Below are 26587 nucleotides of genomic sequence, written 5' to 3' on the forward strand. Positions count from 1 at the left end.
GAATTCCCGGGAGAGGCGGGCGGGCACGCGGTTCGCAAGAGCGAAGGAGCGTCGAGGAACCCAACCCGTGTCCCAGTCTTCCGCAAGAAACCGCCTGGTCCTGCCCTACCGCGTCCACTACGCGCCGCCCGCGTGGCGGGAAGTGGGGCGGATGTCCTCCGAGGCCTTCGAGGCCCTGCAGCAGACCCTGGCGCGGTTGGCGGAGCGGTCGAAGACACACGACTCGGTGGTGGGACCCGCGCGGCACCGCGTGGAGGGCCACGACCTGGAGCTCACCTACGAGAAGGACCCTCGCGCCAGCACGCTCACGCTGCTCGCGGTGACGCGGCTGGGCTGACACACCCGGGCCCCTCGTTCCACGAGGCCCCCGGGTTCACGCGATCCGGCCGGACAGCCGTCCCACGGTCGCCAGCAGCTCGTCCGGGACGATGGGCTTCTTCAGCAGGCCGCCCGTTTCCGGCAGCGCCTCCGTCCCCACGCCCGACAGCAGCAGCACCGGCACGGCCTTCAGCCGGGGCCAGTCCGCGCGCAGGTGGCGCAGGAACTCCGGGCCGTCCATCACCGGCATCCGCAGGTCCAGGAGGATGAGGCTCGGCGGGGGCAGGTGCTGGAGCTCATCCAGGGCCTCGCGGCCATTGGCGGCGACGGCCACCTCGTAGCCGTCGGCTTCCAGGATTTCGGCGATGGCGGCGCGAGCATCCTCGTCGTCCTCCACCACCAGCACGGGCTTGTGCGGCACGGGCTGAACCATGTCCCGCAGCATAGAGACCCCCTCCCCCACACGGACACGGCTTCCCGGAATACCCCGACGACTGGTGGACAGATGGCCGCCCTGGAGGGTGGTCCTCCTGGGGCGGGGGCTCCGCTCTGGAAGGGAGGGGACGCGGGCGGGGGCCCCGGGAGCAGGGCCGCCATCCAAGAGTATCTTTTGGACAGAAACGACCTCTCCGGTCCAGAATTCTCCGACAGGCGCCCGCAAGCTCGTTAGGACCGCGGATCACAGCGGAGGGGAAGCAGGCTCGCAAACGTGTGCTCCCTCACGGGTCTGTCCCACCAGGGGGGCCCGGGGGGTTAGCGGGGCCCGGAGCCCCTTCCTACCTTGGGCCGACCATGTCGCTGAGGAGCCAGGAACAGGGGAGTGCCCGCGTCCGCCAGGCCGTGTCGTGGAAGGCCCGGGCGTGGCGGGAGCTGGAGGCGGGGCGCGAGCGCATCCAGGCGATGCTCGCGCCGCTGCCGGAGGCGGAGTTGATGCGGCAGCACTCGCCGCTCATGTCCCCGTTGGTCTGGGACGTGGCCCATGTGGCCAACTACGAGGAGCAGTGGCTGTTGCGCGCGCTGGGGGCTCCGGCCTTCACGGATCCCGCGTTCGACGCCATCTACGACGCCTTCCGCCACCCGCGGAACACGCGCTCCACGCTGCCCCTGCTGGAGCCGGAGGCCGCCTGGGCCTACGCCACCCGCGTGCGCGAGGCGGTGGCCGCGCACCTGGAGACGCTGCCCGAGGACAGCGTGGATCCGCTGCTCCACGGTGGCTTCGCCTTCGGCATGGTGGCGCAGCATGCGCAACAGCACGCGGAGACGCTGGCCGCCACGCTGCAGCTGATGACGCATGTGGAGTACCACCCGGTGGAGGCCCTGCGCCCCCAGCCCGGCGCGGTGCCGCAGCACGAGGTCTTCATCCCCGGCGGCCCGGTGCGCCTGGGCAGCGACGACCCGTGGGCCTACGACAACGAGCGCCCCCGGCACGTCGTGGAGCTGGCGCCCTTCCTCCTGGACGCGCACCCCGTCACCACGGGGGACTTCCTCGTGTTCGTGGAGTCCGGCGGCTACGAGGATCCGCGCTGGTGGGATCCCAAGGGCTTCGCGTGGATCCAGGCGGAGAAGATCCGCCATCCGCTCTTCTGGAGTTCGCAGGGCAACCACGTCTGGCTGCGCCGCCGCTTCGGCACGGTGGAGCCGCTGCCCAAGGACGAACCCGTGCAGCACGTGTCCTGGTACGAGGCGGACGCGTACGCGAGATGGGCCGGCAAGCGCCTGCCCACCGAAGCCGAGTGGGAGAAGGCCGCGCAGGGCAGTGACGGCGTCCCGCGCGCGCACCCCTGGGGGGACACCGAGCCCACGGACGCGCACGCCAACCTGGGCGGGACGCGCTGGGGGCCGTCGCCCGTGGGCAGCCACCCTTCGGGCCGTAGCGCGGACGGCGTCTGGGGCTTGCTGGGCGACGTCTGGGAATGGACCGCCAGCGACTTCCAACCGTACGCGGGCTTCCGGGCCTTTCCGTACCGCGAGTACTCGGAGGTCTTCTTCGGAGACACGTCCAAGGTGCTGCGCGGCGGTGCCTGGGCGAGCGCGCCGGTGGCGGTGCGCAACAGCTTCCGCAACTGGGACTTCCCCATCCGCCGGCAGATCTTCGCCGGCTTCCGCTGTGCACGCGACGTGAAGTGAGGGCCACATGAGGATGAGGACGGAGCAGGGCGAGGCACGCGGCGCGGAGGGCTACTCGGCGCCGGGCGTGAAGGTGGACGTGCACGTGCAGCCCGGGGACGCGCGGCGTGCGCTGCGCGCGGAGGTGCTGGACGGGCTCTGCCACGGGCCCAAGGAGCTGAGCCCCAAGTGGCTCTACGACGAGCGCGGCAGCCAGCTCTTCGACGACATCACCCGCCTGCCGGAGTACTACCCCACGCGCCGCGAGCGCGAGATTCTGCGCGCCCACGCGGACGACGTGGCCCGGCTGAGCGGCGCGGACACGCTGGTGGAGCTGGGCAGCGGCACCAGTGAGAAGACGCGCCTCTTGCTGGACGCCATGGACGCGGCCGGACAGCTCAAGCGCTTCGTGCCCTTCGACGTGAGCGAGGCCTTCCTGCGCAAGGCCGCGGAGGGCCTGGCGCGCGAGTACCCGCGCATCGCCGTGCACGCGGTGGTGGGCGACTTCGAGCAGCACCTGGGCCGCATCCCGGGCGGCGGCCGGCGGCTCATCGCCTTCCTGGGCGGCACCATCGGCAACCTGAAGCCCGCGCAGCGCGCGCTGTTCCTTCGCGAGCTGGCGTCCGGGCTGAAGCCCGGGGACGGCCTGCTGCTGGGCACGGACCTGATCAAGGACCGCGAGCGCCTGTTCGCCGCCTACAACGACAGCGCGGGCGTGACGGCGGACTTCAACCGCAACGTGCTGCGCGTGCTCAACCGCGAGCTGAACGCGGACTTCGACCCGGAGGCCTTCGAGCACCTGGCCCCGTTCGATGAAACGAACAAGTGGATCGAGATGCGCCTCATCTCACGCAGGGCCCAGTCCGTGTGGCTGAAGGACCTGGAGCGGCGCGTGGAGTTCGCGCAAGGCGAATGTCTGCGCACGGAGGTGAGCTGCAAGTTCTGTCGCGAGCAGGTGCAGGCGGAGCTTGGCGACGCGGGCCTCGACCTGACCGCGTGGTGGACGGACGAGGACGGAGACTTCGCGCTGTCGCTGGCGATGAAGCGCTGAGCAGCAGGGCCGCTCTTGCTGAGGGCCGCCCGGCGCTGCTCTTCGCGGCGCCGGGTCAGGGCCCGGATCCAGACGGTGACGACGGGTGCGACGGGCGCGGCCTAGCGGCGGCGCGGAGGATCGCGACGCACGGGCACCGGCACCGGAGCCGGCTGCTGCTGCGGGCGGGTCCACGCGGCCCAAAGCGCGGCGGCCGCGGTGATGACCAGTCCCCCCGCCGCTGCTAGCTGCTCACCCAGGGGCCCGATCTCCACGGCTGCCAGGGGGAGGGGAAGCATCTCGGTGAGCGTCATGCGCGGACTCCTTACGAGGGGCACAGCGTGAAGACCCGGGCCGCGCGGGCGCTCGACACAGGTCGGGAAGCTAAGGTTAGGAAGTCGGAAGGCTTTCGGGAAGTCCCGGGGACTCCAGCTGACAGGACGTGGACGGAATTGCACCCCGGGCCGGGCCCGAAGTCCATCCCCTGCCAGTCGCAGCCACCCGAAACATCACGCTCCTCACGTAATGAGGACACCCGGGCCGCGCAGGACGTTCCCGGGTTCCCCTCCGGCTGGCGCTTATCGGGCGTCCGGGTGGCGCTTCTTCCACTCCACCTTCATGCAGTGGTCCTGCACCACGCGGATGCCCGCGCGCGCCAGCCGCTCGGCCGCGGCGTCGTTGCGGATGCCCAGCTGGAACCACACCGCGTGCGGCTTCTTCTCCAGCATCCCGTCCACGTGCGCGTTGATGTCGTCCGGCCGCAGGAACACCTGCACCACGTCCACCTCCCCGGGCACGTCCTTCACCGACGCGGAGATGGGCTCGCCCAGGATGCTCCCCTGCTCGCCGTGCGTGGGCACGGGCAGCACGGTGAAGCCGTGGTCCTGGAGGAACTTCGGGATGGCGTGCGCGGGCTTGTCCGCCTGCGCTTCCGGCCGGATGCCCAGCACGGCGATGCGCTTCGTGCGCGCGAGCAGCTCGCCAATGCCTTCCGCGTCGTCGATGAGGTTCTTGCGCCAGTCGTCCATGGGGTCTCCGCCCTCCTTCATAAGGAGGCCGCGACCCTCACGCAGGGACTGTCAGCGGGGCGCGGCCTGGACCTGGATGGTACGGCAGGCTTCGGTGGCCAGGCGGACTTCCTCGGCGGTGGCGCCGGGGAGGCTGGCGCAGAGGAACAGGTCGTCCCCCACGCGCCGGGCGCCGAAGAACGCGGGTGCCTCCGGGCCCACGCCGCCATCCGACAGGGACGGGGCCATGGTCACGCGCAAGAGGGCGAAGGAGGGGGTGTCCTCCTCCTGGTCCAGCGACAGCGTGAACTGCTTCATCTGCTGACGGACGTTGTCCGCCAGCGTCTCCGAGGAGGGCATCTGCTCACCCTGCCCCGGCTTCAAATCCACTCGCAGCACCGGGCGGCCGGGAGGGCCCGCCTGGAAGCTGCCGTCGGTGGCCACCTGCGCGGACCAACCCGGCGGCAGCGGCACCTTCACGCCCGAGCGCAGCCCCGCGTCCTCCGCATGGATGTCGTCGACCGGCGTCTTCTTCTGGCAGCCCTCGCAGCCGCCGAACAGGACGCCGAGCGAGACGACCCCGAGGCCGATGAGCCCCGGGACCTTCCGCGCGTTGGACGCGAACACGCGCACCGTTACTTCTTCTCTCCGGGCGGGGGCGGGTTTCCGCCGCCCTTGCCGATGTTCTCCATCTTGAGGGAGCCCTCGAAGATGACGCCGCGGTCCATGGAGAGCGACGGCGTCTCCAGGTTGCCCTTCACGCGGCCCGGCTGCTTCAGCTCGATGAGCTGCGTGGCGCGCACGTTGCCTTCCACGGTGCCGTTGATGATGACGGTGCCGGCCTGGATCTCCGCCTGCACGCGGGCGCCGTCGCCAATGACGAGCACGTCCTTGGTGACAATCTGCCCGTTGAACTTGCCGTCGATTCGAACCTGACCTTCGAAGGTGAGCTTCCCCTCGAACTCGCTTCCCTTACCCAGAAGCGTGTGAACCTCACCCGGACGCGTCGACACGAAATCCTCCTCCCGTTTGAACAGGGGCTTGCTGGGTGCTTCGTCTTTCTTCCCGCCAAGGAGCGCCACGCCCTACTCCTTCCTCAGAAGCTTCAACAACCTGTCCAGGTCATCGTAGGAGAAGAAGTCGACTTCCAGGGTGCCTTTTCCCGGGCTTTTCTCCGACAGACGGACCTTTGTTCCCAACCGACGCTGCAGCTCCTCGGTGAGCGCCTTCACCTGCGGGCTCACCTTGGGCGCCGGCTTGCCTGCATCCTTGCCGCCCTTCGCGGACTTGCCCTGCTGCACCAGCCGCTCCGTGTCGCGCACGGACAGCTTCTTCTCCGTCACCTGCTTCGCCAGGTTCTGGAGCTCCGGCAGCCGGGGCACGCCGAGCAGCGCGCGAGCGTGGCCCATGCTGAGCGACCCGTCCGCCACCATGGCCTTCACGTCCGGGGGCAGGGCCAGCAGGCGCAGCGCGTTCGCGACGGTGGAGCGCTCCTTGCCGACCTTCTGGGCCACCTGCTCCTGCGTGAGCTTGAACTCCTCCACCAGGCGCCGGTAGCCGTCCGCCTCTTCAATGGGGTTCAGGTCCGCGCGCTGGAGGTTCTCCACCAGGGCGAGCTCGAAGGACTCGGCCTCCGTGACCTCGCGGATGATGGCGGGGATTTCCTTCAGGCCCGCGGCCTGGGATGCGCGCCAGCGGCGCTCGCCCGCGATGATGAGGTAGCCCTCGCCGCCCTTGTTCGGGTTCTTCCGGACGAGGATGGGCTGGAGCAGGCCCTGCGCCTTGATGGACTCCGTGAGCTCGTGGAGCTTGGTCTCGTCGAAGTGGCGGCGGGGCTGGAGCGGGTCGCGGTGGATGGACTCGATGGCCAGCTTGAGCACGCCGGGCTTCGGCGGCGGGGCGGCGGGCGCCGGCGCGGCGGGGGCGGCCTGGGGGATGAGGGCGGACAGGCCCCGGCCCAGGGCGCGCTTCTGGGTGTCTGCGTTCTTCTGCACGGCGGTTGGGAACTCCCGCGCCGGCGAGGGGCCGGCGCGCATGGGCCTTGAGTGCTTCACGGCGAACCGGGCACCCGGTCCCACCATTCACATCGCTCTATTAAGGAGGCGGCCGGTCAGGCGACCCGGCGCTTGGACGGCTTGGGGGAGTCCCGGCGCATCAGCTCGCGGCCCAGGGCCAGGTAGCTCTCGCAGCCCTTGGACTTGATGTCGTACAGGATGATCGGCTTGCCGAAGGACGGGCACTCGGACAGGCGCACGTTGCGCGGCACGACGGCCTGGAAGACCTGGTCCTTGAAGTAGCCGCGCACCTCGTCCACGACCTGGTGGGCGATGTTGGCGCGCGCGTCGAACATGGTCAGGAGGATGCCCTCCATCTTCAGCGAGGGGTTGAGCCCCTGCTTGACCAGGTCGATGGTGTGCGTGAGCTGGGACAGACCTTCCAGCGCGTAGTACTCGCACTGGAGCGGGATGAGGACGGAGTCCGCGGTCACCAGCGCGTTGAGCGTGAGCAGGCCGAGCGAGGGCGGACAGTCGATGATGATGTAGTCGTACTTGTCCTTGAGCGGCAGCAGGGCTTCGCGAAGGCGGAACTCGCGGCGCTCCTGGTTGACGAGTTCGACTTCCGCGCCGGTGAGGTCGGGCGTGGCGGGGATGACCTGGAGGAAGCGCAGCTCGGTGGGGTGGATCAGTTCCGAAGCGGGACGGCCGCCGAGGAGTGCGTCGTAGACGGTGCCGGTGAGGTTCTCGCGCTTGAGGCCCAGGCCGCTGCCGGCGTTGCCCTGGGGGTCCATGTCCACCAGCAGGGTGCGGCGCTCCGCGGAGGCGAGGCTCGCTGCGAGGTTGATGGCGGTGGTGGTCTTACCCACGCCGCCCTTCTGGTTGGAGATGCAGATGATACGACCCACGTGGCCCATCCTCTCTCGCCCCGGCTGACGCCAGAGCCCCGCCCGCGGTTCGCGCGGACGTGCGCGCGAATCGGAGCCTGATCAGGCAGCTAGCACGGGGTTCGAGGACGGATCAATTTCCCATCCAAGGTGGGATGGGAGCCCTGCCCGGTCCCTCGCTCGGGAGCCCGTGGATGATGGGAATTCGCGCGGATGGGGGTGGCTGCGTGTGCATGCTCGGCTGCTTTCGGGAGGCCGATTCCGTGCGGGGCGGAAGGGTGTTGGGTTTTTCAGGGGGTCGCGCGCGGCGAGTTCGTGGTGGCGGCTTCACGCGGTTCGCGGGTCCGGCGTTTCGCGTGGAACGGGTCGGGGCTTCGTGGGTCCGTGCGGCGGGTGGATTTCGCGCGAACTGGTGCGGCGATTCGGTTCACGCGTTCGGGCACGGCGTCCGGTTCGAGTTCACGTTTGGGCGCGGCGGAGTGGGCGCCGGTTCTGAGCTGAGGTCGCCGCGCGAGTCCGCGTTCTGGTCCGGCGACTTCGGGTCGTGGGTTCCGGATTCGCGGTGGCGTGGACGCAGCGCGAGCGCGCCGTTGAACCACGGTGGGCGTTCGCGCGGGCGGAGGTGTCGTGGTCAGTCCCTGGCCGCGAGGCCTTCTCAAGCTCGCCGCTGAACCGGGGTCGATGCTCATGCGCGGCCGACACGCCCCAGCCATCCGGGTGATGCCCTCCGCGCGAGGTCCACCTCCGCGGAGCACATGGAGCGCCGTGGGTGCCGGGCCTGATGAGCGTCCGGGCCACGTTCATGGATGGGACCCGTGAACGCCACGCGGTTCGCGGTGCGCGCCGGATGGCATCCGGTTCGACGCGTCAGCCGGATGCGACGTTCCGCCAGGCGCCTTCGCGGAACCGAGCCGCCATGCGCAGTGCCGCCATCCCAAGACCGCCGCCACTTCATGCCGGCCGCGACGGTCGTTTCACGTGGAACGCGCATCGGCGCCAACTGCTCCGCCATGTCGGCCTCGGGTCGTGAGTTGGCGGTTCGTGCGGCGCACCGCATGGGATGCACGAACCGCCGCGAAGCACGGCGTCCATCATCGGTCTGGCATGCACGCGGACCGTGGATGCGATGCCTGGGTTCGTGGCGTCGACCGGGCGATGCGGCCCACGGACCTCCACAGCGAACCGTCATCGGAGGCACCGGCACCACCGGCCACACGTCGCCGGCTTCGGACCTGGAGCCGCGCTTGATGGGGAGCGCGTCACGCGACATGTGTCGAGGCACCGGGTTCCCGGCCGAGCCCCATCCGGTGACGAGTCCATGGGATGCGGTGGTCCCAGCCACGACCGCCAGCCGTTCCACGTGGAACACGCGCCATGCCGTTGCGAGCACCACGCCGCGAAAGAGCGCTCCCTCCGCTTTTCGCGAACCACGCCCATCGAAGCCGCCACACCAGGCATTTCCGTAGCCGCATCCGTTGGCGTGAGCGGCGCGACGCGAACGGACGGGCTGCCGCTTCTCACGAACCCCGCGCGAATCGAGCGGTGCCTTGAAGACGAGTCGCTCGGCATGAACGACCGCCCGCGGATGCGAGCGCCGCCATGCGGAAGAACGGTCCATCGCGTTTCGTGGACCGCGCCAACCCAAAGGCCGCGCGCCTGCGCCGGCAGGTTCCACGTGGAACACGCTCACGCGGTGGCGAGCACACGATGCGGAGCGCGGCATCTCGCGTGGACCCCATCAGTTCGAGTCCGCGATTCAGCGCCGCTGCTTCAGGCGGACCACGCCACGCCGTTTCGAACAGGCGGCGCGAAAGAAGGTCCGGCTTCAGGCGCGGACAACGACGGTTCCAAGCCGTGACCCAACACGGGCCAAGCCGTTCCACGTGGAACACGCACATGCGGTCGCGAGCACATGCGCGAAGGAAGGGCCGGGATCCATCACGGACAACGGCGCCACTTCAAAGCGACAGGCCCGTGCGGCTCGTTCCACGTGGAACACGCTCACGCCATCTCGCGCGCATGCGGCGAGCCTCGGTCCAGCATCTGACGTGAACCCCTTCTGCCCGGCCTGTTGGTTCCCACGCGGGACGTTCCACGTGGAACACGCTCACGCATCCGCGAACACGGGCAGGAGGAAGCTCGGTCCAGAAGCCGCAGGGGTCTGACCATGCTCGGGCAGTGGATCCACGCGGGCCGTTCCACGTGGAACACGCGCGAGCCGTCACGCGCCTGCGCTGCGGAAGAACCTTCAGCGCTTCATGCGGACCGTGCTTCCGGCAGGGACTGCATCCCCCATGAGGTTCCACGTGGAACACGCTCACGCATCCGCGAACACGCGCAGGCGACGACCGGTCCCGCGCTGTTCATGAACACGGCGCCTCAAGGCAGTGGATCCAACGGGACGTTCCACGTGGAACACGCCGTCCCTCATGCGCTCCTCCACGCACTGAACCCACTACTGCTCGTTGAGCGCGTTGCTCACTTCAAGCGCCGCATCCATGCCGGGACGTTCCACGTGGAACACGTCATGGAGGCCGCGAAGTGGAAGTGTCTGAACCACTTCCGGCACGCGCGATTCGAGCCGTGGTTGGGGAAGGAGCAACCAGCCTGGGGCTCCCTTTCATCCACCGCGCTTCGCATCCGCCATCCATGAATCAGCGCATGGATGCCTGTCCGGATCCGGCACCCAAGGGTCCGCGCACCGCCGTGATGCGCGCCTGATGCGGAGCCGTTCATGCGCTCCCTTCCTCATCACCCAACAGCACGTCCGATGCGCTGTCCCTCACGCTGACGGCCGCAGTCCGAGCAACCAGGGGAGCCCCTTCTTGGAGCGTGTTCCACGTGGAACATGCGAAGCCGCATGAGCGCCGGCTCCCCTCCCCTTCTCCCCATCAAGCGCTTCAGGTCAGCCACGGTTAACCGACACAACGAACAACCGCGTGCCGCTTCAACGCTTGTTCGTCAGCGCCTCCACACGCGGACCGGAGGCCGGCCGTGTTCCACGTGGAACACCGGTCGGCCACTCAGCCCGTGCCTCCATCGCTTCATCTCTTTCAGCGCAGCCCATCACGCATCGGATCCGGTGGTGGGCGGAGGCTCATGACCTCAAAGCCCCGCGCATGCGGATGCCTGGACCCGAAGCCGCGGCGCGACGCGGGCCCACGTGCATGCCCATGCGCGAACAACGACGTGAGTCCGGTCCTTCGTGAGCGGGCTTTCACGCGGCTTCTTGTGATGCTCAGCCAGGACTCAACCGCATCGACCTTCGGGTCCATCCGCGGGACCTTCAGGCAGCGCGTGTTCCACGTGGAACATGGGCATCACGTGCGTCCGCGTTCCGCTTCGAGCCTCTCGCCGTGAACATGTTCCACGTGGAACGCGGAGCCTCATGAGCAACGAACGCCTCCGAGCGACTCCGCTTCAGACGTTCCACGTGGAACAGGAGGCCTCCCAACGCCGCGGCAGGGAGTCCGGTCCGCATGCGCTTTCGCGCCACAACTTCGGGCATGCGTTTCATCCGCATGGAGCTCCGTGGCTCAGACCGATGCCGCGTTTCACGGCGACGGTCCCGAACTTCGATTCATCACGCGGCTGAACTCGCGCACGTGTTCCACGTGGAACGCGGAGCCTCATGACCCGCGAACGCATCCGGGCGACTCCGCCTTGGACGTTCCACGTGGAACATGCGCCGCCGCGCTTCGCCGTTCAGCGTGACCAGGCGGCTTGCTGAAGCACGACGCGGTAGCCGTCCGGATCCTCGAAGGTCCTTCCGTTCGCGTCCCAGTACGGATTGCGTGATGGCACCGGCGCGAAGCCCGCGGTCTCCATGCGGTGGACTCGCGCTGCCCACGCTTCCGGGTCCGGCACGTAGAACACCAGGAGGTGGTCTTCGGACGGAGCTCGCGGCGCTTCGTGTCCGCGCTCCACCGTGAACTCCAGGTGATACGGCGCACCCGCATGTCCAAGCATCACGCCGTCGAACCCGGCGTGGTCCTCGAATCCTCCGAGCACCTCGAAGCCCAACCCGTCCCGGTAGAAGCGCACCACCGCATCCAGGTCCCGTGTCGGCCTCGCGACCCGCAGCTTCACCGCGTCCATGCGCTGCCCTCCCCTTCCCGGATCCGCATCCGGGTGGTGCCAGACATAGGATGAATTGACGCTCTTTTCGCGCGGACCTCGGGCCTGCACCCTGTGTCCATGACCACGAAACAGCAGCCCCTGAACTCCGGCTTCAGCGCGACCACCACCGCACGCGAGGCGCTGGGCAACACCCGGCTCGATGGCACTGTCGCCATCGTGACCGGCGGCTACGCGGGCATCGGACTGGAGACCACCCGCACGCTCCACGCCGCGGGTGCCACCGTCATCGTCCCCGCGCGGACTCCCGACAAGGCCCGCGCCGCGCTCGCTGGATTGGAGCGCGTGGAGTTGGAGCCGTTGGACCTCATCGACCCGGCGTCCATCGATGCGTTCGCATCGCGCTTCATCGCGTCCGGCCGGCCGCTGCACCTGCTCATCAACAACGCGGGCATCATGGCCTCGCCGCTCACCCGCGACGCGCGCGGGTTCGAGTCCCAATTCGCCACCAACCACCTGGGCCACTTCCAGCTCACCGCCCGGCTCTGGCCCGCGCTGAAGCAGGCGAACGGCGCGCGCGTGGTGTGCCTGTCATCGCGCGGCCACTTCTTCGCCGACGTCGACTTCGAGGACCCCTTCTTCCAGCAGCGCCCCTACGACAAGTGGGTCGCCTACGGTCAGTCGAAGACCGCGAACATCCTCTTCGCTGTCGGACTGGATGCGCGCGGCGAGGCCCACGGCGTGCGCGCGTTCGCCGTCCACCCCGGCGGCATCCTCACGGAGCTGGTCCGGTCCATGTCCGAGGAGGAGGTCCGCGCCTCCATCGAGAACTCCAACAAGGTCGAACCGCTGAAGACGCCGGAACAGGGCGCAGCGACCACGGTCTGGTGCGCGACCAGCCCCCATCTCGCGGGCAAGGGCGGCGTCTACTGCGAGAACGTCGACATCGCCGTGATGGCGCCCGCCGACGCCACCATCCGGCGCGGCGTGAAGGACTGGGCCGTGGATCCGAAGCGGGCCGACCGGTTGTGGTCCGCGAGCGAGGCGTGGACCGGCGTTCGCTTCAACCCGTGACGCGCGGTCCGCGGATCCGCGCTACGTCCGCAGGAACAGCTTCCGCGCGCGATCCAGGTTGGGACCGGGATGCGGCGCATAGAAGGACACGCGCAGCTCCCGCCCATCGGGTTCCGAGTACGTGAGCGTGACGTTCTCGAACTCGATGGGCCCCAGCTCCGGGAGGATGAGCACCTTCAACATGGAGGGGGTCTCCACCACGTCGTGCTCACGCCAGAGGCGCGCGAACTCCGGGCTCGCGGCCTGGAGCTTCTCCACCAGCGCGTCGAACTCCGACCGGTCCGCGGCCCTCGCGGCGTCCATCCGGAATCCCGCCACGGCTCGGCGCACCGCCTCCTCCCAAGAGGGCATGCGCGCGCGCCGGTCCGGATTCATGAACAGCGCCCACAAGCCGTTGCGCTCCTCCGGCGAGGAGGCCGGAAGTCCCAGGTCCGCGTAGAGGATCGTCGCCGCCGCGTTCCACGCGATGATGTCCCACCGCCGGGTGGAGACGAGCGCCGGAAAGGGATGCGCATCGAGCAGCCGTTGAAGCGCGTCGCTGACCGACTCCGGAGAGCGCACGGGCAGGGGCGCGGGCCGGCCGTGCGCCAGCGCGAAGAGGTGCAGACGTTCCGTCGGCGTCAGGCGGAGCGCGACCACCAGGCGCTCCAGCAGCGGTTCGGAGACGTGGATGTCCCTCCCCTGCTCCAGCCACGTGTACCAACTGACGCCCACGTCGGCGAGCCGCGCCAGTTCCTCGCGACGAAGGCCCGGCGTGCGACGCCGCGAACCCGTGGGAAGTCCCACCTCCTCCGGATGCAAACGCTCACGGCGGCTGCGAAGGAAGTGCGCGAGTTCGACGCGCCCGGAGCTGCGGGAGGTGTCCGTCACGCGGAGGCACGTTAGGCGAACCATCCGCGTGCGGCATCGGAACCGCGCGTTCCACGCATCGTCCGCGAACGTTCGTGACCACCCCAGACGTTCAGGCGAACGGTCCAGGTGCCCTCCCCTCCCGACGGGGCGCTCCAAACCTGTCCGACTGTCGGACAAGTTCGCGCGGTGCGACTCAGACGGGAGGCCCTGCTGCTTCTCCGTGCGATGGATCCGAGCACCGCTGAAGCGACCGTGGATCCACTCACGTCGTGACGCGGATCCGCGTCACCGCTTCAGGTTCTCCACCACGCGTTGAAGCAGTCTCACCCGTTGCTCCTTCTCCTTCGCGCTGAAGCCCGCCATCACGTCCTGTTCCACGGCCATCAGCGCCGCCTTCCCCTCCGGCCATCGCTGTCGCGCCGTGCAGGTGAGCGACGTCAGGCTTCCGCGCGCGTCCGCCGGATTGGGTTCGCGCTGGACCACGCCATCGCGCTCCATGCGCGCCAGCAGCTCCGCCATCGCCGGCTGCTCCACCCGCACCCACTTCGCCTCGATTGGTGTCCCACCACCCGGAGTCCCTTTGGGTTGCATGAGGCCCCATCCCAATTTACATAGCACACTATGCACATCACGAAGACAGTGGGAATCATTGGAGGTGGTCCGGGTGGGCTGACGTTGGCTCGGGTCCTGGAGACACGGGGCATCGCGGCCACGGTGTTCGAGTTGGATGAGCACCCGCTCGCCCGTCCCCAGGGAGGTTCGCTGGACCTGCACGGCGACTCCGGACTGCGCGCGCTTCGCGAGGCCGGACTGGAGGCGGAGTTCAAGGCCGTCGCCCGGTACGACGACCAGGGCGACGCCATCTACGACGCTCAGGGGACGCTCCACTTCCAACACAACGAGGCGAGCGACGGCGACCGGCCAGAGATTGACCGCACGCAGCTGCGCTCACTCCTGCTGGACAGCCTCCCCGCGGAGCGGATCCGCTGGGGAAGCAAGGTGTCCTCCGTGGAGCCGCTCCCCGACGGGCGCTACCGCGTCGTGGGTCCGGCGGGTTCGCTCGGCGAGTTCGACCTGGTGGTGGGCGCGGATGGTGCGTGGTCGCGGATCCGCCCGCTCGTGTCCTCAGCGACGCCGGCCTTCACGGGCGTGCTCTTCATCGAGCTGCAAATCGACGACGTGGACACGCGGCATCCGGAGGTCGCGAAGCTGCTCCCGCGCGGGAAGATCTCCGTCATCGGGAACAACCAGGGACTCATCGCCCAGCGCAGCAGCCACGGCCACGTGCGCGCGTACTTCATGTTCCGGGTGTCCGAGGCACAGCTCCAGCAGGGGCTCGTGGACACGTCCTCCCCTGCCCGGGCCCGCGAACAGCTCAAGGCACTGCTCCCAGGATGGGCGCCGTTCCTGCTCGCGTTCATCGACGCGTGCAACGACACCCTCGTCGCGCGCCCCATCGTCGCGTTGCCCGTGGGCCACCGGTGGATGCACCGGCCGGGCGTGACGCTGCTCGGAGACGCGGCCCACGTCATGCCGCCCTTCTCCGGCGAGGGCGTGAACATGGCGATGCTCGATGGTCTGGAGCTGGGGCTCGCGCTCGCGGCGAATGCCGACTGGAGCCGCGCCGTGAAGGGCTACGAGGAGGCCATGTTCGAGCGCGCCGCCTCGGCCGCCGCAGGCGCCATGCAGGGACTCGACTTCGTCTCCGAGCACGCGCTCGAGCACGTGCTGGAGCACTTCCGGGAGATCCAGCAGCAGGCGGCGGGCATGGGCTCGCACTGAAGGCGGAGCCCGACCGCCCTCCCCTCCCCTACTGCTTCGCGAACACCGCGACCTGACGCTCGGCGCCGGAGAAAGGGAGCCGGTACGCCCGAGCGGACACCACGCGCAGGTTGCGCTCGGCCGCGCGCGCTTGGAGCTCCGCGTCCGTCTGCTGCTTGCCCAGCATCGCCACCACGCGTCCACCCTCCTCCACGTACGCGGGCGCCAGGTTCAGCCAGTCCGGCAGGTCCATGAACGCTCGCGCGATGAGCACCTGCGCGCGCGGAATCCCTTCCGTCTCCGGCTTCCCTTCCGCCCGAGCGTGCAGTCCGCGCACGCCGACGAGGCCCAGGCTGGCGGCGGCGGCCTTGATGAACGCGATCTTCTTGCCGACCGTGTCCACCAGCGTCACGCCCATCTCCGGCAGCTCCAGCTTGAGCGGCAGCCCGGGGAAGCCCGCGCCCGCGCCCAGGTCCAACAGCGACGTCGCGCCCTTCACCTCCGGCAGCACCGCGAGCGAGTCCAGGAAGTGCTTCTCCAGCACCTCCTCCGGCGCGGTGATGGCCGTGAGGTTCACCTTCGCGTTCCACTTCAGGAGCTCCGCCATCAGCCGCTGGAGCTTGGGTCCCACGTCCGGTCCCACGGTGATTCCCAACGCACTGCATCCTGATGCCAGCTGATCTGCGAACCGCGCGTTATCCACAACACCTCCACCCCGAAGGGCCCTTCAAGTCCTTGGAATCATTCAGGAGAAATTCATCCCCAGAAATATCCACACGTTATCCACAGCCCTGTTCCTGATCACTTGACGACCCCTGCCCCCGCTTGAGCGCGACCAGGAGCAGGGACACCGCGGCGGGCGTCAGGCCCGGAATCCGCCGAGCCTGCCCCACCGTCCCGGGCCGGTGCGCGGACAACTTCTCCACAGCCTCCGTACCCAGACCGCGCACGTCCGTGAAGCGGAACGTGTCGGGGATGCGCCAGCGGTCGGACGCCTCCGCCTCGCGCGCCGCGGCCCGGGCGGCCTGGGCGATATAGCCCTCGTACTTCACCTCCACCTCCACCTCCTCCGCGACGTCGGGGGTGAGGGCCGGGAAGTCCTCGCGCTCTTGCGCCAGCTGCGCGTACGTCACCTCCGGGCGCTTGAGCCGCATCGCCAGGCCGGAGCGCTTGAGCCGCGCGACCTCCGCCGTCACCGCCTGGGCCCGAGCCTCCGCGCGCTCCAGGGCCTCCTTCGGCAGGAGCCCCACGCGATGTCCGTGCCGAGCGAGCCGCAGGTCCGCGTTGCCCTCGCGCAGCTTGAGCCGGTGTTCGGAGCGGCTGGTGAACATGCGGAACGGTTCATCCACGCCCTTCGTCACCAGGTCATCCACGAGCACCGCGCCGTGCGCTTCATCACGACCCACGACGAGCGCCGGTTCGCCCTTCACCTGGAGCGCCGCCTGGATGCCGGCCCACAGGCCCTGGAAGGCGGCCTCCTCGTAGCCGGAGGTGCCGTTGAGCTGGCCCGCGAAGAACAGGCCCGCGACGGCCTTCGTCTCCAGCGTGGAGTGCAGCTGCGTGGGAGGCGCGTAGTCGTACTCCACCGCGTAGCCGTAGCGGACCACCTCCACGCGGGACAGGCCGGGGATGGTGCGCAGGAACTCCAGCTGCACGTCCGCGGGCATGCTGGTGGACAGGCCCGCCGGGTACACGAGCGGCGACGTGGGCCCCTCCGGTTCGAGGAACACCTGGTGCCGTTCGCGAGCGGCGAAGCGCACCACCTTGTCCTCCAGTGACGGGCAGTACCGGGGCCCTCGCCCCACGATGTCCCCCTGGAACAGCGGCGAGCGGTGCAGGTTGTCGCGCAGCAGCCGGTGCGTCGCCTCCGTCGTCGCGGTGAGGCCGCACATCACGGAGGGCCGGCGCGGGAACGGCAGGCCCTGCTCCACCTGCGTGCGCCAGGAGAACGGCCGCACGCCCACGTCCCCCGACTGCGGCGTGACTGCGTCCCAGTCGATGCTGTCCCGGGACAGGCGCGCGGGAGTGCCCGTCTTGAAGCGGCCCAGCGTGAAGCCGAGCGCGTGCAGCGACTCCGACAGGCCGCGCGCGGCTTCGTCTCCCAGACGGCCGCCGACCTCTTTCTGCTCGCCCACGTGCATGAGCGCGCGAAGGAAGGTGCCGGTGGTGAGGAGCACCGCGCGGGCCAGTACGTGCGTGCCGTCCCCCAGCACCACGCCCTTCACCCTCCCCTCCTCCGCGACGACGGCGGCCACTTCGCCTTCGAGCACGGCGAGGTTGGGTTGGGTGAAGAGGAAGGACTGCATGCCTGCGGCGTAGGCATCGCGGTCGCAGAGGACGCGAGTGGCCTGCACGGCGGGGCCCTTGGAGGGATTGAGGACCTTGACGTGCGTGCCCGCGAGGTCCGCCGCGCGGCCCATCTGGCCCCCGAGCGCATCCAGCTCACGCACCAGGTGGCCCTTGGCGGTGCCACCCACGGCGGGGTTGCAGCTCATCACGGCGGCGCGCTCGCGCTTGAGCGTCACGCCCAGGGTGGACAGGCCCATTCGGGCGCACGCGAGCGCCGCCTCGCAGCCCGCGTGGCCCAGGCCCACCACGACGATGTCGTATCGGAGTTCCATCGCGTCCCGGGGGGTATCACGCCCCGGCGCGTCCGTGGCAAGCCGACCCTGGGGACACCGTCCACCCGGCTGGTTCCTCCCCGGCCTGGGCCGTGGCCCAAACACAGACATGGCCCGGCCAAGTTTGGGAGCACGCGAGGCGGGCAGTGGGAGGGGTAACAACGCCGCCCGCCTCGCGCGCACCAGTCATCGTGGATCCGTCAAGGACGCGCCTGACACACCGGTGGCGTCTCTGGCCCTTCGACGGCGATGGCATCCATGGGACCTTGCCCGCACGAGTCCCCCGGACCTCGTGCCTTCACATGGCGTCGCACACACGGGGGCCGGAAAGCGGCCCATGCGGTGAGGGCGCATGGGGCTCTCGGACTCGAACCAGCGAGGCCGGCGGACCCTCCGTGTGCGCGACGGGGAAGGGTATAGCGGGGGGGTCTGACATTCCCGGTTCCGGGCCCTTCACCCGGGCCCGGAAACCGCCCGGCGTCAGCGGGTGGGGAGGGGATTCGACCGGCTGGGGCAGTGCACGTTCTCCGGGCAGCGCCCGTCGGACTTCGGGATGCACGCGCCGCAGCACTCCATCTCGTCCGGGCGGCACGCCGGCACGCACGCGCCGCACTGCACCACGCCGCCGCAGCCATCGTTCGCGGTGCCGCACTTCAGCCCCAGCGAGGCGCACGTCGAGCGCTGGCAGACGCAGCGGTCGTCCACGCAGGACTCGTTGGGTTTGCACCCGGGGCTGCAGGTGCTGATGGGGCCGGTGGGTTCCTTCTTCGGCTCGGCGGGCACGGGCGGGGCCACGCAGCGGCCGTCGGTGCACGTGCCGGCCTGACAGTCGCCGCAGTCGATGAAGCCGCCACACCCGTCCGGCGTCCGGCCACAGGCCACCATCGCCTGCGAGCACGTGGCCGGCGCGCAGCCATCCAGCGCCACGTTGTCCCGCGACGCGCGCACGGTGCCGCCGCTCGGCGTGCACGCGCCCCACAGTCCCAATGCCAGACACAGTCCGGCCCACCGGCCCAGGCTCCGCACCACTTCCATGTCATCCACTCCCCGGGCTCCCGATTCAGGAGCCTTGAACGGCCCCATCATGCGCACGCCCGAGACGGATGTCCGGGTCCATGACGGGGCAGGGGAGGGGAGGGCGCTTCAGCGCTGGATGAGCCCGCGAGCGCCCTCGATGCGCTGCGCGGCGGTCCGTGCGTCCTCCTGCTTGCGCGGCGTGGGCACATCCAGTCCGCGCTGCGCCGCGGGCCGGTTCTCGATGGAGGCCAGCCACCGCTGCACGCCCGGCAGCCCGTCCACGGACACGCCCGCCCACTCGTGCGAGCGCACCCACGCCCAGTTCGCGATGTCCGCGATGCTGTAGTCCCCGGCCAGGTACTCGTGGTCCTTCAGCCGGCTCTCCAGCACCGTGTACAGGCGGCGCGTCTCGTTCTGGTACCGGTCGATGGCGGGCTGAAGCTTCTCCGGGAAGTAGCGGAAGAAGACGTTGGCCTGCCCCTGCATGGGGCCCACGCCGCCCATCTGGAACATCAGCCACTGGATGACTCGCGAGCGGCCCTTCGCGTCCGTGGGCATCAGCTTGCCCGTCTTCTCAGCCAGGTAGATGAGGATGGCGCCGGATTCGAAGACGGCGAAGTCGCCCTCCGAGCGGTCCACGATGGCGGGGATGCGGCCATTCGGGTTGATGGCCAGGAACGCGGGCTGCTTCTGCACGCCGGTGGAGATGTCCAGCGCGTGCACGGTGTATGGCAGCGCCAGTTCCTCCAGAGCCACGGAGACCTTGAAGCCGTTCGGCGTGCCCCACGTGTACAGGTCGATCATGTCACCCTCGCTTCGCGTGTGAAGAGGTGCGCTCGTCTAACGGCGGAAGCGCACCACGCGCACGTCGAAATCGGGGGCGTCCCCCAGGGCCTCGCGCATCAGCTCCAGCGCGCGGTCCTCGTTGAAGCTCCCGGAGCCCGCGCCGATGATGGGGAACGCCAAGGAGCGGAAGCCGTGCTCCGTGGCCCGCCCCAGCGCGTTTCGCACCGAGTCCTGGATGGACCGCGCGGACGCACGCCAGAGCATGTTGATGCCCGCGACGTGGATGATGCCCTTGAAGGGCAGGCGCCCGGGCCCGGTCACCACCGCCGAGCCCAGCGGCATGGGCCCCACGCGCGCGACCTCGCGGAACGGCGCCGTGCCGCCCCGGCGCTTGATGGCCCCGGACACCCCCTGCGGCAACAGCAGCCACCAGGGGATGATGTTCCGGTTCCACGCGTTGACGATGGCGTCCACCGGCTGGTCCAGCAGGTCGCCTTCCACCAGTTGCACGGGCATGGGCGGACTCTAGCGCCCATGCCCAATGACAGACACGGCCTTATGGCGCCGCGGTCGCCTTGGCCGGCGCCGGGGCCTGCTGCTTGGCGGCGTTCGCGAAGTCACCCGCGCGCACGAAGGTCGCCTTGCTGAAGTCCACGTGATTGGACAGGGCCTTGCGCACGTCCTCGGGGGTCAGCTTCTGGAGCTTCGCCTCCACGGCCGCGTCGAACGCGAGCGTGCGCCCCAGATACAGGCCGTCTACCAGCTGCTGCGCCAGGTTGCTGTCCTGCGCGCGAGCGGACTGGCGGTACTCCAGGAGCCCCGCGCGAGCCTTGTCCAGCTCCTGCGGCGTGAAGCCCTTCTGCACGGCGCGAGTGACCTCGTCGCGCATGGCGGCCTCCAGCTTCTGGGCGTTCTGCGGCGCGTAGATGGCGTAGGTGAGGAACCAGCCGACCGAGTCCAGCTCCTCGACGGACACGCTGCTGCCCACGCCATAGGACAGGCCGTCCTGCTGGCGCACGCGCGTGGCCAGCCGCGAGTTGAGGAAGCCGCCGCCCAGCATGAAGTTGCCCATCATCACGCCGGGCCAGTCCGCATGGTCGTCGCGCAGCTGGAGCAGCTGGCCCGCGAGGAAGTACGCGTTGGCCTTGTCCGGCGTCTCCAGCACCACGGACTTCGGGGCCACGGCCTGGAACGTGCGAGGCACGCGCGCGTAGGGGACCGGGCTCTTCCAGCCGTCGAGCAGGGTGCCCACGAGCGAGGTGATCTCCTTCGCGTCGAAGTCACCCACCACGGCGAGCTCCCCGCGCGAGGCGCCGTAGAACTGGCGGTGGAAGTCGCGCGCCTGCTCCAGCGTGACGGCCTTCGCGTCGGCCAGGCGCTCATCCAGCGAGGAGATGTAGTACGGGTGGCCCTTGGGGTAGTGCGAGCTCAGCACGCGCCAGAACGCGATGCTGCCCTGGGGCTGCGGCTCGCTGCGCTGCGACTCCAGCGAGGCCAGCCGCTCCTGCTTGAGGAGCGCGAACTCCTTCGCGTCGAAGGCGGGCTCGCGCAGCACTTCGGCCACCAGCTTGAGGACCTCCGGGAGGCTCGCGCGCGGGCACTCGATGGAGACGCTGGCGCCCATCGCACCGCCGTCCATGCCCACGCGGGCCTTGAGCTTGTCGAGCGCGTCGTAGAGCTGCTGGCGGGTGTGCTTCTTCGTGCCGCGCATCAGCATGCCGCCGGCGTAGGAGGCAGCGGGCAGCTTGCCGTTCACGGCCTCCGCGGTGCCCCAGCGCAGGTCCAGCGCCAGGTTGACCATCTCACCGCGCGTCTTCTTGGGCAGCAGCGCGTACTTCACGCCGTTGGCCAGCTCGCCGCGCTGCACGCGCGACTCGATGTTGGCGGGGGAGGGGTCGAAGGCCTCGCCCTGGGCGACAGCGGCCTTGCCCTGGTAGCCGTCCACCATCTTCGCCACGTCCACCGCGGGCGGCAGCTCCGAGCGGTCCGGCTTGGGCGTGGGCACGAAGGTGCCCAGGGTGCGGTTGGAGCTCTTGAGGTACGCGGCGGCCACGCGGGTGACGTCCGCGGGCGTGACGGCCTCGATGCGGTCGCGGTGCAGGAAGAGCAGGCGCCAGTCGCCCACGGCGGCCCACTCGGACAGGAGGATGGCGGCGCGCTCGGAGTTGTTGAGCAGGAGCTCCGTCTGCTTCGCGAGGGCCGTCTTCGCGCGGTTCACCTCTTCGTCGGTGAAGGGCGTGCGGGAGGCCTCCTCCACGGTCTTGATCAGCGCCTCACGCACGGGGGGCAGGGGCTGATCCTGTCGGGCTTCCGTGCTGAAGCCGATGACGCCCGGGTCGCGCAGCTGGAAGTTGAACGCGCCCGCGCGCGAGGCCTTCTTCGTCTCCACGAGCGCCTTGTAGAGGCGGCCGGACGGCACGTCGCCCAGCACCTGGGTGAGCACGTCGATGGCGGCGAAGTCGGGGTGGGCGCCCTCGGGCACGTGGTAGACGCTGGAGATCAGCTGGTTGTCGCCCACGCGGCGCAGCGTGATTTCGCGCTCACCGTCCTGGGTGGGCTCCTGGGTGTACGTGACGGGCACCGGATCCGCGGGCTTCTGGAGCTTGCCGAACGTGGACTGCACGAGCGACAGGGCCTTCTCCGGCTGGAAGCGGCCGGCGATGACGAGCGTCGCGTTGTCGGGGCGGTAGTAGCGCCGGTAGAAGGCCTGGAGCCGGTCGATGGGCACGTTCTCCAGGTCCGCCTTCGCGCCGATGGTGGCCTTGCCGTAGTTGTGCCAGCGGTACGCGGCGCTCATGGTGCGCTTGAAGAGGATGCCGCGCGGGTCGTTCTCGCCGGACTCGAACTCGTTGCGGACCACGGTCATCTCGCTGTCCAGGTCCTTCTTCGCGATGAAGCTGTGGACCATGCGGTCCGCCTCGAAGGCGAGCGCCCAGGACAGGTTGTCGTCCGACGCGGGCAGGGTCTCGTAGTAGTTGGTGCGGTCCAGCCAGGTGGTGCCGTTGGGGCGCGCGCCGCGTTCGGTGAGGGCCTGGGGCACGTTGGGGGTGGTGGGCGTGCCCTTGAACATCAGGTGTTCGAGCAGGTGCGCCATACCCGTCTCGCCGTAGCCCTCGTGCTTGCTGCCCACGAGGTAGGTGACGTTGACGGTGACGGTGGCCTTGGTGGGGTCCGGGAAGAGCAGGACGCGCAGGCCATTGGGCAGGCGGTATTCGGTGATGCCCTCGACGCTCGCGACGGGAGCCAGGGCGGCCGGCTTCGTCTGAGCGCGCGCGGTCGAGGAGGCAGCGGGTTTCGGAAGGGGAGCCGGGGCCCGGGCCCACACGGGCGGGGCCGCCACGAGCAGGACAGCCAGCAGGGCGAGCGGGGTACGACGCGTCATGCGGTTCTCGGGGTGCGAAGGAGTAGGCACGGGACTTCTAACCGCTCCACCGGGTCCTCCCATCCCGAGAAACCCGAACCCCCCGGGCAGGCGTCCACCCAGGGACACCCATGGACCGTCACAGGTCCTGTCCCGCGCTTCCAACCTCACAGGTCGTCATGTATCCTGGCGCGGATCCGATGTCAGGATGGGTTGGTAGGAGACTCGCGCGTCACCAGGGAGGGAACGGAATGGCGAAGGCGATGGGCGGGGACCTGATGCTGCAGATGCTGCACGAGTTCCGCGAGATGCAGGAGGAGGCGAAGGAGCAGTACGCGCGGACCCAGAAGGAGCTGAGGGTGCTCCGCACGAAGTGCCGGGTCGTCTACCGGAGGACCCAAGTCTTCGCGGATCAGGTCCGTGCCTTCTCCAGGGAAGTGGATGGGTTCCGCGACAACATGGATGAGTTCGTCACGCACCTCTCGACGCTTGCGAAAGAGGTGGATGGCATCAAACTCCACCAGACGAAAATGTTCGGTCAGGCGGGCCGCATGCTGAACCAGCTCGCGGATGCCCAGAGCACGGACCGCAACCGCATCGACGTGCTGGAAGAGCGCATGGACGGCCCAGGGGAGAACTAAACCCTCCATGCGCCTCCTTACTCAGGCGTAGATGCCCCCGGGCGCCATCGCGGAGCCGGACCCCAGGACCTCCTCCACCTCGCGGACCTCCTCGGACGTCAGCCGGAAGTCCCCCGCCTGGATGAAGCCATCCACCTGCTTCGCGCTGCGCGCCCCCACGATGGCGGCGGTGACGGCCGGCCCTCGCAGCGTCCAGGCAAGGGCCACCTCCGCCGGAGAACGCCCATGCCGCGCACCCACCTCACGCATGCGCTCCACCAGTGACAGGTGATGCGACAACTTCGGCTCCTGGAAGTCCTCGCTGCCGCGGCGCCAGTCGTCGTCTGGCATCGCCAGGATGCGCTCGCGTGTCATCGCTCCGGTCAGCAGGCCGGACGCCATGGGTGAATACACAATCACCCCAATGCCCTGCGTCTGGCAGTAGGGCAGCAGGTCGTCCTCGATGTCACTGTGGATGATCGAATAAGGCGGCTGCAATGACGTCACCGGAGCAATGCGCCGCACCCGCTCCAACTGCGAGACATTGAAGTTGGACACACCCAGCCAGCGCACCTTGCCCTGCCGTTGCAGCTCCGCCAGCGCCGTCCATCCCTCTTCAAGCTCCGCCCCGTCCTCCACCGGCCAGTGCACCTGATACAAATCAATGGCATCCACCTTCAGCCGGCGCAGGGATGCCTCACACTCCTTGCGCACCGAGTCCGCTCTCAACCCGCGGCTGACCTTGCCCCGGTCATCCCAGACCATCCCGCACTTGGTGAAGACATACGGCCGCTTGTCCCGGCCCTTCAGCGCCCGGGACACCACGTCCTCGGAGTGCCCCAACCCATACACCGCCGCCGTGTCGATCCAGTTGATGCCCGAATCCAACGCGCGCTGGATGGCTTCAATGGACTGCGCGTCATCCTGCGCGCCCCAGGCGAACGCCCAGCCGCCCCCTCCAATGGCCCACGCGCCAAACCCCAGCGCGGTGAGGTCCATGTCGGAATTGCCCAACCGTCGCTTCTGCATCCCATGCCTCCCGGGGCCGGAGGCCCCTGGTTCCCCTGGCTCCAAGAAGGACGGTGTGCACCGCGGCGGCCCTCGCCCGGGCCCGGGTGCCGGCCCGCCCACCGGCCACCAGGACGGGCGGGCCCTGCCTCCCCGTCCGCCGTCCATCAATGCATCGCACGCAAGCGTCGTCGGACGCGCGCGTTGATGGTAGGCCGCCTGATGATGGGGGAATGCCCCTCGGGTACTTGGGCACCAGGAGTCCTCTCGGATGAAACGCTTCTTCATTGGCGCGCTGGCCTTCATTGGAGCGCTGTCCATCCTCTTCGTGGTGGGTGTGGTGGGGCTGCTGATGCTCGCGGCATCGAGCAAGCCGGGTGTGCCGTCCAACCTGGTGCTGGAGCTGGACCTGAAGGAGCCGCTGCCGGAGTACACGCTGGACACGTCCCTGGCGGGCGCCTTCGGCGAGGAGCCCACGTCGCTGAGGGACGTGGTGGAGGGCCTGGAGAAGGCCGCCACGGACCCCCGGGTGAAGTCGCTGGTGGTGCGAATCGGGCAGCCGGGCAGCGCGGCGCAGGTGCAGGAGCTGCGGGACGCGGTGAAGGCCTTCCGCGCGTCGGGCAAGCGGGCGGTGGCCTACGCGGACGGCTTCGGTGAGGCGGGCAACGGCACCGGCGCCTACTACCTCGCGAGCGCCTTCGACTCCGTCTACATCCAGCCCTCCGGCGACGTGGGGCTCACCGGCCTGGTGATGGAGACGCCCTTCGCGCGCGACGCCTTCGCGAAGTTGGGCGTGAAGCCGGAGTTCGGCAAGCGCGCCGAGTTCAAGAACGCCGTCAACAGCTTCACCGACGAGTCCTACGGCCCGCACCAGCGTGAGGCCACGGAGGCCTACGGCGGCAGCCTCTTCCAGCAGGTGGTGAAGGGCGTGGCCGAGGGCCGCAAGCTGTCCGAGGACGAGGTGCGCGCGCTCATCGACCGCGCGCCCTTCATGGGCCAGGCGGCCGTGGACGCGAAGCTGGTGGACGGGCTGCGCTACCGCGACGAAATCCACGACGAGCTGAAGCAGCAGGCCGGAGAGGGCGCGCAGTTCCTCTACGTGGACAAGTACCTGGAGCGCGCGGGCCGGCCGCACCAGACGGGCACCAGCATCGCGCTCATCTACGGCGTGGGCGAAGTGCTGCGCGGCAAGAGCCAGTCCAACCCGCTCTCCGGCGGCCAGGTGATGGGCGGCGACACGGTGGCGGCGGCCTTCCGCAAGGCGGTGGAGGACCCGTCCGTGAAGGCCATCCTCTTCCGCGTGGACAGCCCGGGCGGCAGCTACTCCGCCAGCGACACCATCCGCCGGGAGGTGCAGCGCGCGCGTGAGGCGGGCAAGCCCGTCATCGTCTCCATGGGGACGTACGCGGCCAGCGGCGGCTACTTCGTGGCCATGGCCGGGGACAAGATCGTCGCCCAGCCGGGCACGCTGACGGGGAGCATCGGCGTGTACAACGGCAAGTTCGTCACGTCGGAGCTGTGGGCGAAGCTGGGCGTGAACTTCGACACCATCGCCTTCGGGAAGAACGCGACCTTCGCCAGCTCCGACCAGGAGTTCACCCCCGAGCAGCGCGCGCAGCTGGAGACCGAGCTGGACACCATCTACCTGGACTTCACCAGCCGCGCCGCCCAGGCGCGGAACATGCCGCTGGAGAAGCTCCAGGCGGTCGCGAAGGGGCGCGTCTGGACGGGCGAGGACGCGCTGGAGCGCGGGCTGGTGGACGCGCTCGGCGGCTACCCGAAGGCGCTGGAGCTGGCCAGGGAAGCCGCGAAGCTGGAGAAGGGCGCCCCGGTCCGCCTCGTCGTCTTCCCGCGCCCCCGGCCCACGGGCCAGGTGCTGTCGGAGCTGCTGGGCAACCACGAGGCGGACAACAGCGATGACGAGACCACCGGAAGCCACGCCGCCGTGTCGTCCCAGGTGCTGGAGCAGGTGCGGGCCGTGTACCGCGTGGGCGCGAAGCTGGGCCTCACCGGGCAGGGCGCGGAGGGGCGCATGCTGTACGCGCCGCTTCCGGAGGTGCGCTGGTAG

24 protein-coding genes are annotated in these 26587 nt (G+C 69.5%); 7 read left to right on the forward strand and 17 right to left on the reverse strand.

Annotation, left to right across the window (positions count from 1 at the left end; all coding sequences use genetic code 11):
* The first annotated feature begins 67 nt into the window (after positions 1-67).
* Positions 68-337: a hypothetical protein gene (locus D7X30_RS20560; protein ID WP_147443254.1), complete on the forward strand. Its 270-nt coding sequence runs from the start codon at positions 68-70 to the stop codon at positions 335-337.
* Positions 338-373: 36 nt separating this feature from the next.
* On the opposite strand, the gene D7X30_RS20565 is transcribed toward D7X30_RS20560, so the two are convergent.
* Positions 374-751: a response regulator gene (locus tag D7X30_RS20565; protein WP_120564779.1), complete on the reverse strand. Its 378-nt coding sequence runs from the start codon at positions 749-751 to the stop codon at positions 374-376.
* Positions 752-1110: 359 nt separating this feature from the next.
* Between D7X30_RS20565 and egtB the strand changes: the two genes are divergently transcribed.
* Entirely contained in the window at positions 1111-2445 is a 1335-nt protein-coding gene (egtB, locus tag D7X30_RS20570; protein WP_120564642.1) for an ergothioneine biosynthesis protein EgtB, read from the forward strand.
* A gap of 7 nt (positions 2446-2452) precedes the next feature.
* The gene (egtD, locus tag D7X30_RS20575) at positions 2453-3475 is read left to right on the forward strand and encodes an L-histidine N(alpha)-methyltransferase (RefSeq protein WP_120564643.1); all 1023 of its coding nucleotides are present in this window, start codon (positions 2453-2455) and stop codon (positions 3473-3475) included.
* Between the two features lie 101 nt (positions 3476-3576).
* Here the strand turns inward: egtD and D7X30_RS20580 are convergent, their stop codons facing one another.
* The 7 genes from D7X30_RS20580 to D7X30_RS20610 form a co-directional block, all read right to left on the reverse strand.
* Positions 3577-3768, reverse strand: coding sequence for a hypothetical protein (locus D7X30_RS20580; protein ID WP_014400841.1), 192 nt, complete (start codon positions 3766-3768; stop codon positions 3577-3579).
* A gap of 264 nt (positions 3769-4032) precedes the next feature.
* Complete coding sequence (locus D7X30_RS20585) at positions 4033-4482, reverse strand: CoA-binding protein (protein ID WP_120564780.1); 450 nt, start codon at positions 4480-4482, stop codon at positions 4033-4035.
* 51 nt (positions 4483-4533) lie between these two features.
* Entirely contained in the window at positions 4534-5094 is a 561-nt protein-coding gene (locus D7X30_RS20590; RefSeq protein ID WP_120564644.1) for a hypothetical protein, read from the reverse strand.
* 2 nt (positions 5095-5096) lie between these two features.
* Positions 5097-5543: a bactofilin BacM gene (gene bacM, locus D7X30_RS20595; protein WP_014400844.1), complete on the reverse strand. Its 447-nt coding sequence runs from the start codon at positions 5541-5543 to the stop codon at positions 5097-5099.
* Positions 5544-5546: 3 nt separating this feature from the next.
* On the reverse strand, positions 5547-6455 hold the full coding sequence (locus D7X30_RS20600) for a ParB/RepB/Spo0J family partition protein (protein WP_120564781.1): 909 nt from the start codon (positions 6453-6455) through the stop codon (positions 5547-5549).
* Between the two features lie 116 nt (positions 6456-6571).
* Positions 6572-7363: a ParA family protein gene (locus D7X30_RS20605; RefSeq protein WP_120564782.1), complete on the reverse strand. Its 792-nt coding sequence runs from the start codon at positions 7361-7363 to the stop codon at positions 6572-6574.
* A gap of 3684 nt (positions 7364-11047) precedes the next feature.
* The gene (locus D7X30_RS20610; protein WP_120564645.1) at positions 11048-11440 is read right to left on the reverse strand and encodes a VOC family protein; all 393 of its coding nucleotides are present in this window, start codon (positions 11438-11440) and stop codon (positions 11048-11050) included.
* Positions 11441-11539: 99 nt separating this feature from the next.
* Between D7X30_RS20610 and D7X30_RS20615 the strand changes: the two genes are divergently transcribed.
* Complete coding sequence (locus tag D7X30_RS20615) at positions 11540-12493, forward strand: oxidoreductase (protein WP_120564783.1); 954 nt, start codon at positions 11540-11542, stop codon at positions 12491-12493.
* Between the two features lie 21 nt (positions 12494-12514).
* Here D7X30_RS20615 and D7X30_RS20620 read toward each other — a convergent pair whose 3' ends face one another.
* Together D7X30_RS20620 and D7X30_RS20625 are read right to left on the reverse strand one after the other, a co-directional pair.
* Positions 12515-13363, reverse strand: a complete 849-nt coding sequence (locus D7X30_RS20620) for a helix-turn-helix transcriptional regulator (RefSeq protein ID WP_233591683.1) — start codon at positions 13361-13363, stop codon at positions 12515-12517.
* Positions 13364-13630: 267 nt separating this feature from the next.
* Positions 13631-13936 (reverse strand): MarR family winged helix-turn-helix transcriptional regulator, encoded by a 306-nt coding sequence (locus D7X30_RS20625; RefSeq protein ID WP_147443255.1) that lies wholly within the window; start codon positions 13934-13936, stop codon positions 13631-13633.
* 30 nt (positions 13937-13966) lie between these two features.
* On the opposite strand from D7X30_RS20625, the gene D7X30_RS20630 reads away from it, so the two are divergent.
* Positions 13967-15127: an NAD(P)/FAD-dependent oxidoreductase gene (locus tag D7X30_RS20630; protein WP_120564648.1), complete on the forward strand. Its 1161-nt coding sequence runs from the start codon at positions 13967-13969 to the stop codon at positions 15125-15127.
* 28 nt (positions 15128-15155) lie between these two features.
* Here the strand turns inward: D7X30_RS20630 and rsmG are convergent, their stop codons facing one another.
* The 6 genes from rsmG to D7X30_RS20660 form a co-directional block, all read right to left on the reverse strand.
* Complete coding sequence (gene rsmG, locus D7X30_RS20635; protein ID WP_120564649.1) at positions 15156-15809, reverse strand: 16S rRNA (guanine(527)-N(7))-methyltransferase RsmG; 654 nt, start codon at positions 15807-15809, stop codon at positions 15156-15158.
* 76 nt (positions 15810-15885) lie between these two features.
* Positions 15886-17727: a tRNA uridine-5-carboxymethylaminomethyl(34) synthesis enzyme MnmG gene (gene mnmG / locus D7X30_RS20640; RefSeq protein ID WP_120564650.1), complete on the reverse strand. Its 1842-nt coding sequence runs from the start codon at positions 17725-17727 to the stop codon at positions 15886-15888.
* Between the two features lie 480 nt (positions 17728-18207).
* The gene (locus D7X30_RS20645) at positions 18208-18762 is read right to left on the reverse strand and encodes a hypothetical protein (protein ID WP_147443256.1); all 555 of its coding nucleotides are present in this window, start codon (positions 18760-18762) and stop codon (positions 18208-18210) included.
* Between the two features lie 108 nt (positions 18763-18870).
* Entirely contained in the window at positions 18871-19548 is a 678-nt protein-coding gene (locus D7X30_RS20650) for a glutathione S-transferase family protein (protein ID WP_120564652.1), read from the reverse strand.
* Positions 19549-19584: 36 nt separating this feature from the next.
* A complete protein-coding gene (locus D7X30_RS20655; RefSeq protein WP_120564653.1) occupies positions 19585-20046 on the reverse strand; it encodes a macro domain-containing protein in 462 nt (153 codons plus the stop codon).
* 40 nt (positions 20047-20086) lie between these two features.
* On the reverse strand, positions 20087-22912 hold the full coding sequence (locus D7X30_RS20660; protein WP_199724462.1) for a pitrilysin family protein: 2826 nt from the start codon (positions 22910-22912) through the stop codon (positions 20087-20089).
* A 230-nt stretch (positions 22913-23142) separates the two neighbouring features.
* Between D7X30_RS20660 and D7X30_RS20665 the strand changes: the two genes are divergently transcribed.
* Positions 23143-23532 carry a hypothetical protein gene (locus D7X30_RS20665; RefSeq protein ID WP_120564655.1) on the forward strand — a complete coding sequence of 130 codons (390 nt, stop codon included), beginning with the start codon at positions 23143-23145 and terminating at the stop codon, positions 23530-23532.
* A 21-nt stretch (positions 23533-23553) separates the two neighbouring features.
* Here the strand turns inward: D7X30_RS20665 and D7X30_RS20670 are convergent, their stop codons facing one another.
* Positions 23554-24540, reverse strand: coding sequence for an aldo/keto reductase (locus D7X30_RS20670; RefSeq protein WP_120564656.1), 987 nt, complete (start codon positions 24538-24540; stop codon positions 23554-23556).
* Between the two features lie 250 nt (positions 24541-24790).
* Between D7X30_RS20670 and sppA the strand changes: the two genes are divergently transcribed.
* Positions 24791-26587, forward strand: coding sequence for a signal peptide peptidase SppA (sppA, locus tag D7X30_RS20675; protein WP_120564657.1), 1797 nt, complete (start codon positions 24791-24793; stop codon positions 26585-26587).

The sequence above is a fragment of the Corallococcus sp. AB011P genome, from assembly GCF_003611605.1.
Lineage (GTDB): Bacteria > Myxococcota > Myxococcia > Myxococcales > Myxococcaceae > Corallococcus > Corallococcus coralloides.

Bases quoted from the DNA above. Each gene is read 5' to 3' on its own strand.
- D7X30_RS20580 (WP_014400841.1), bottom strand. From the start codon at position 3,768: ATGACGCTCACCGAGATGCTTCCCCTCCCCCTGGCAGCCGTGGAGATC.
- D7X30_RS20615 (WP_120564783.1), top strand. From the start codon at position 11,540: ATGACCACGAAACAGCAGCCCCTGAACTCCGGCTTCAGCGCGACCACC.
- D7X30_RS20625 (WP_147443255.1), bottom strand. From the start codon at position 13,936: ATGCAACCCAAAGGGACTCCGGGTGGTGGGACACCAATCGAGGCGAAG.
- mnmG (WP_120564650.1), bottom strand. From the start codon at position 17,727: ATGGAACTCCGATACGACATCGTCGTGGTGGGCCTGGGCCACGCGGGC.
- D7X30_RS20660 (WP_199724462.1), bottom strand. From the start codon at position 22,912: ATGACGCGTCGTACCCCGCTCGCCCTGCTGGCTGTCCTGCTCGTGGCG.
- D7X30_RS20665 (WP_120564655.1), top strand. From the start codon at position 23,143: ATGGCGAAGGCGATGGGCGGGGACCTGATGCTGCAGATGCTGCACGAG.
- D7X30_RS20585 (WP_120564780.1), bottom strand. From the start codon at position 4,482: ATGGACGACTGGCGCAAGAACCTCATCGACGACGCGGAAGGCATTGGC.
- egtB (WP_120564642.1), top strand. From the start codon at position 1,111: ATGTCGCTGAGGAGCCAGGAACAGGGGAGTGCCCGCGTCCGCCAGGCC.
- egtD (WP_120564643.1), top strand. From the start codon at position 2,453: ATGAGGATGAGGACGGAGCAGGGCGAGGCACGCGGCGCGGAGGGCTAC.
- D7X30_RS20670 (WP_120564656.1), bottom strand. From the start codon at position 24,540: ATGCAGAAGCGACGGTTGGGCAATTCCGACATGGACCTCACCGCGCTG.
- D7X30_RS20610 (WP_120564645.1), bottom strand. From the start codon at position 11,440: ATGGACGCGGTGAAGCTGCGGGTCGCGAGGCCGACACGGGACCTGGAT.
- D7X30_RS20565 (WP_120564779.1), bottom strand. From the start codon at position 751: ATGGTTCAGCCCGTGCCGCACAAGCCCGTGCTGGTGGTGGAGGACGAC.
- D7X30_RS20650 (WP_120564652.1), bottom strand. From the start codon at position 19,548: ATGATCGACCTGTACACGTGGGGCACGCCGAACGGCTTCAAGGTCTCC.
- sppA (WP_120564657.1), top strand. From the start codon at position 24,791: ATGAAACGCTTCTTCATTGGCGCGCTGGCCTTCATTGGAGCGCTGTCC.
- D7X30_RS20630 (WP_120564648.1), top strand. From the start codon at position 13,967: ATGCACATCACGAAGACAGTGGGAATCATTGGAGGTGGTCCGGGTGGG.
- D7X30_RS20655 (WP_120564653.1), bottom strand. From the start codon at position 20,046: ATGCCCGTGCAACTGGTGGAAGGCGACCTGCTGGACCAGCCGGTGGAC.
- D7X30_RS20645 (WP_147443256.1), bottom strand. From the start codon at position 18,762: ATGGAAGTGGTGCGGAGCCTGGGCCGGTGGGCCGGACTGTGTCTGGCA.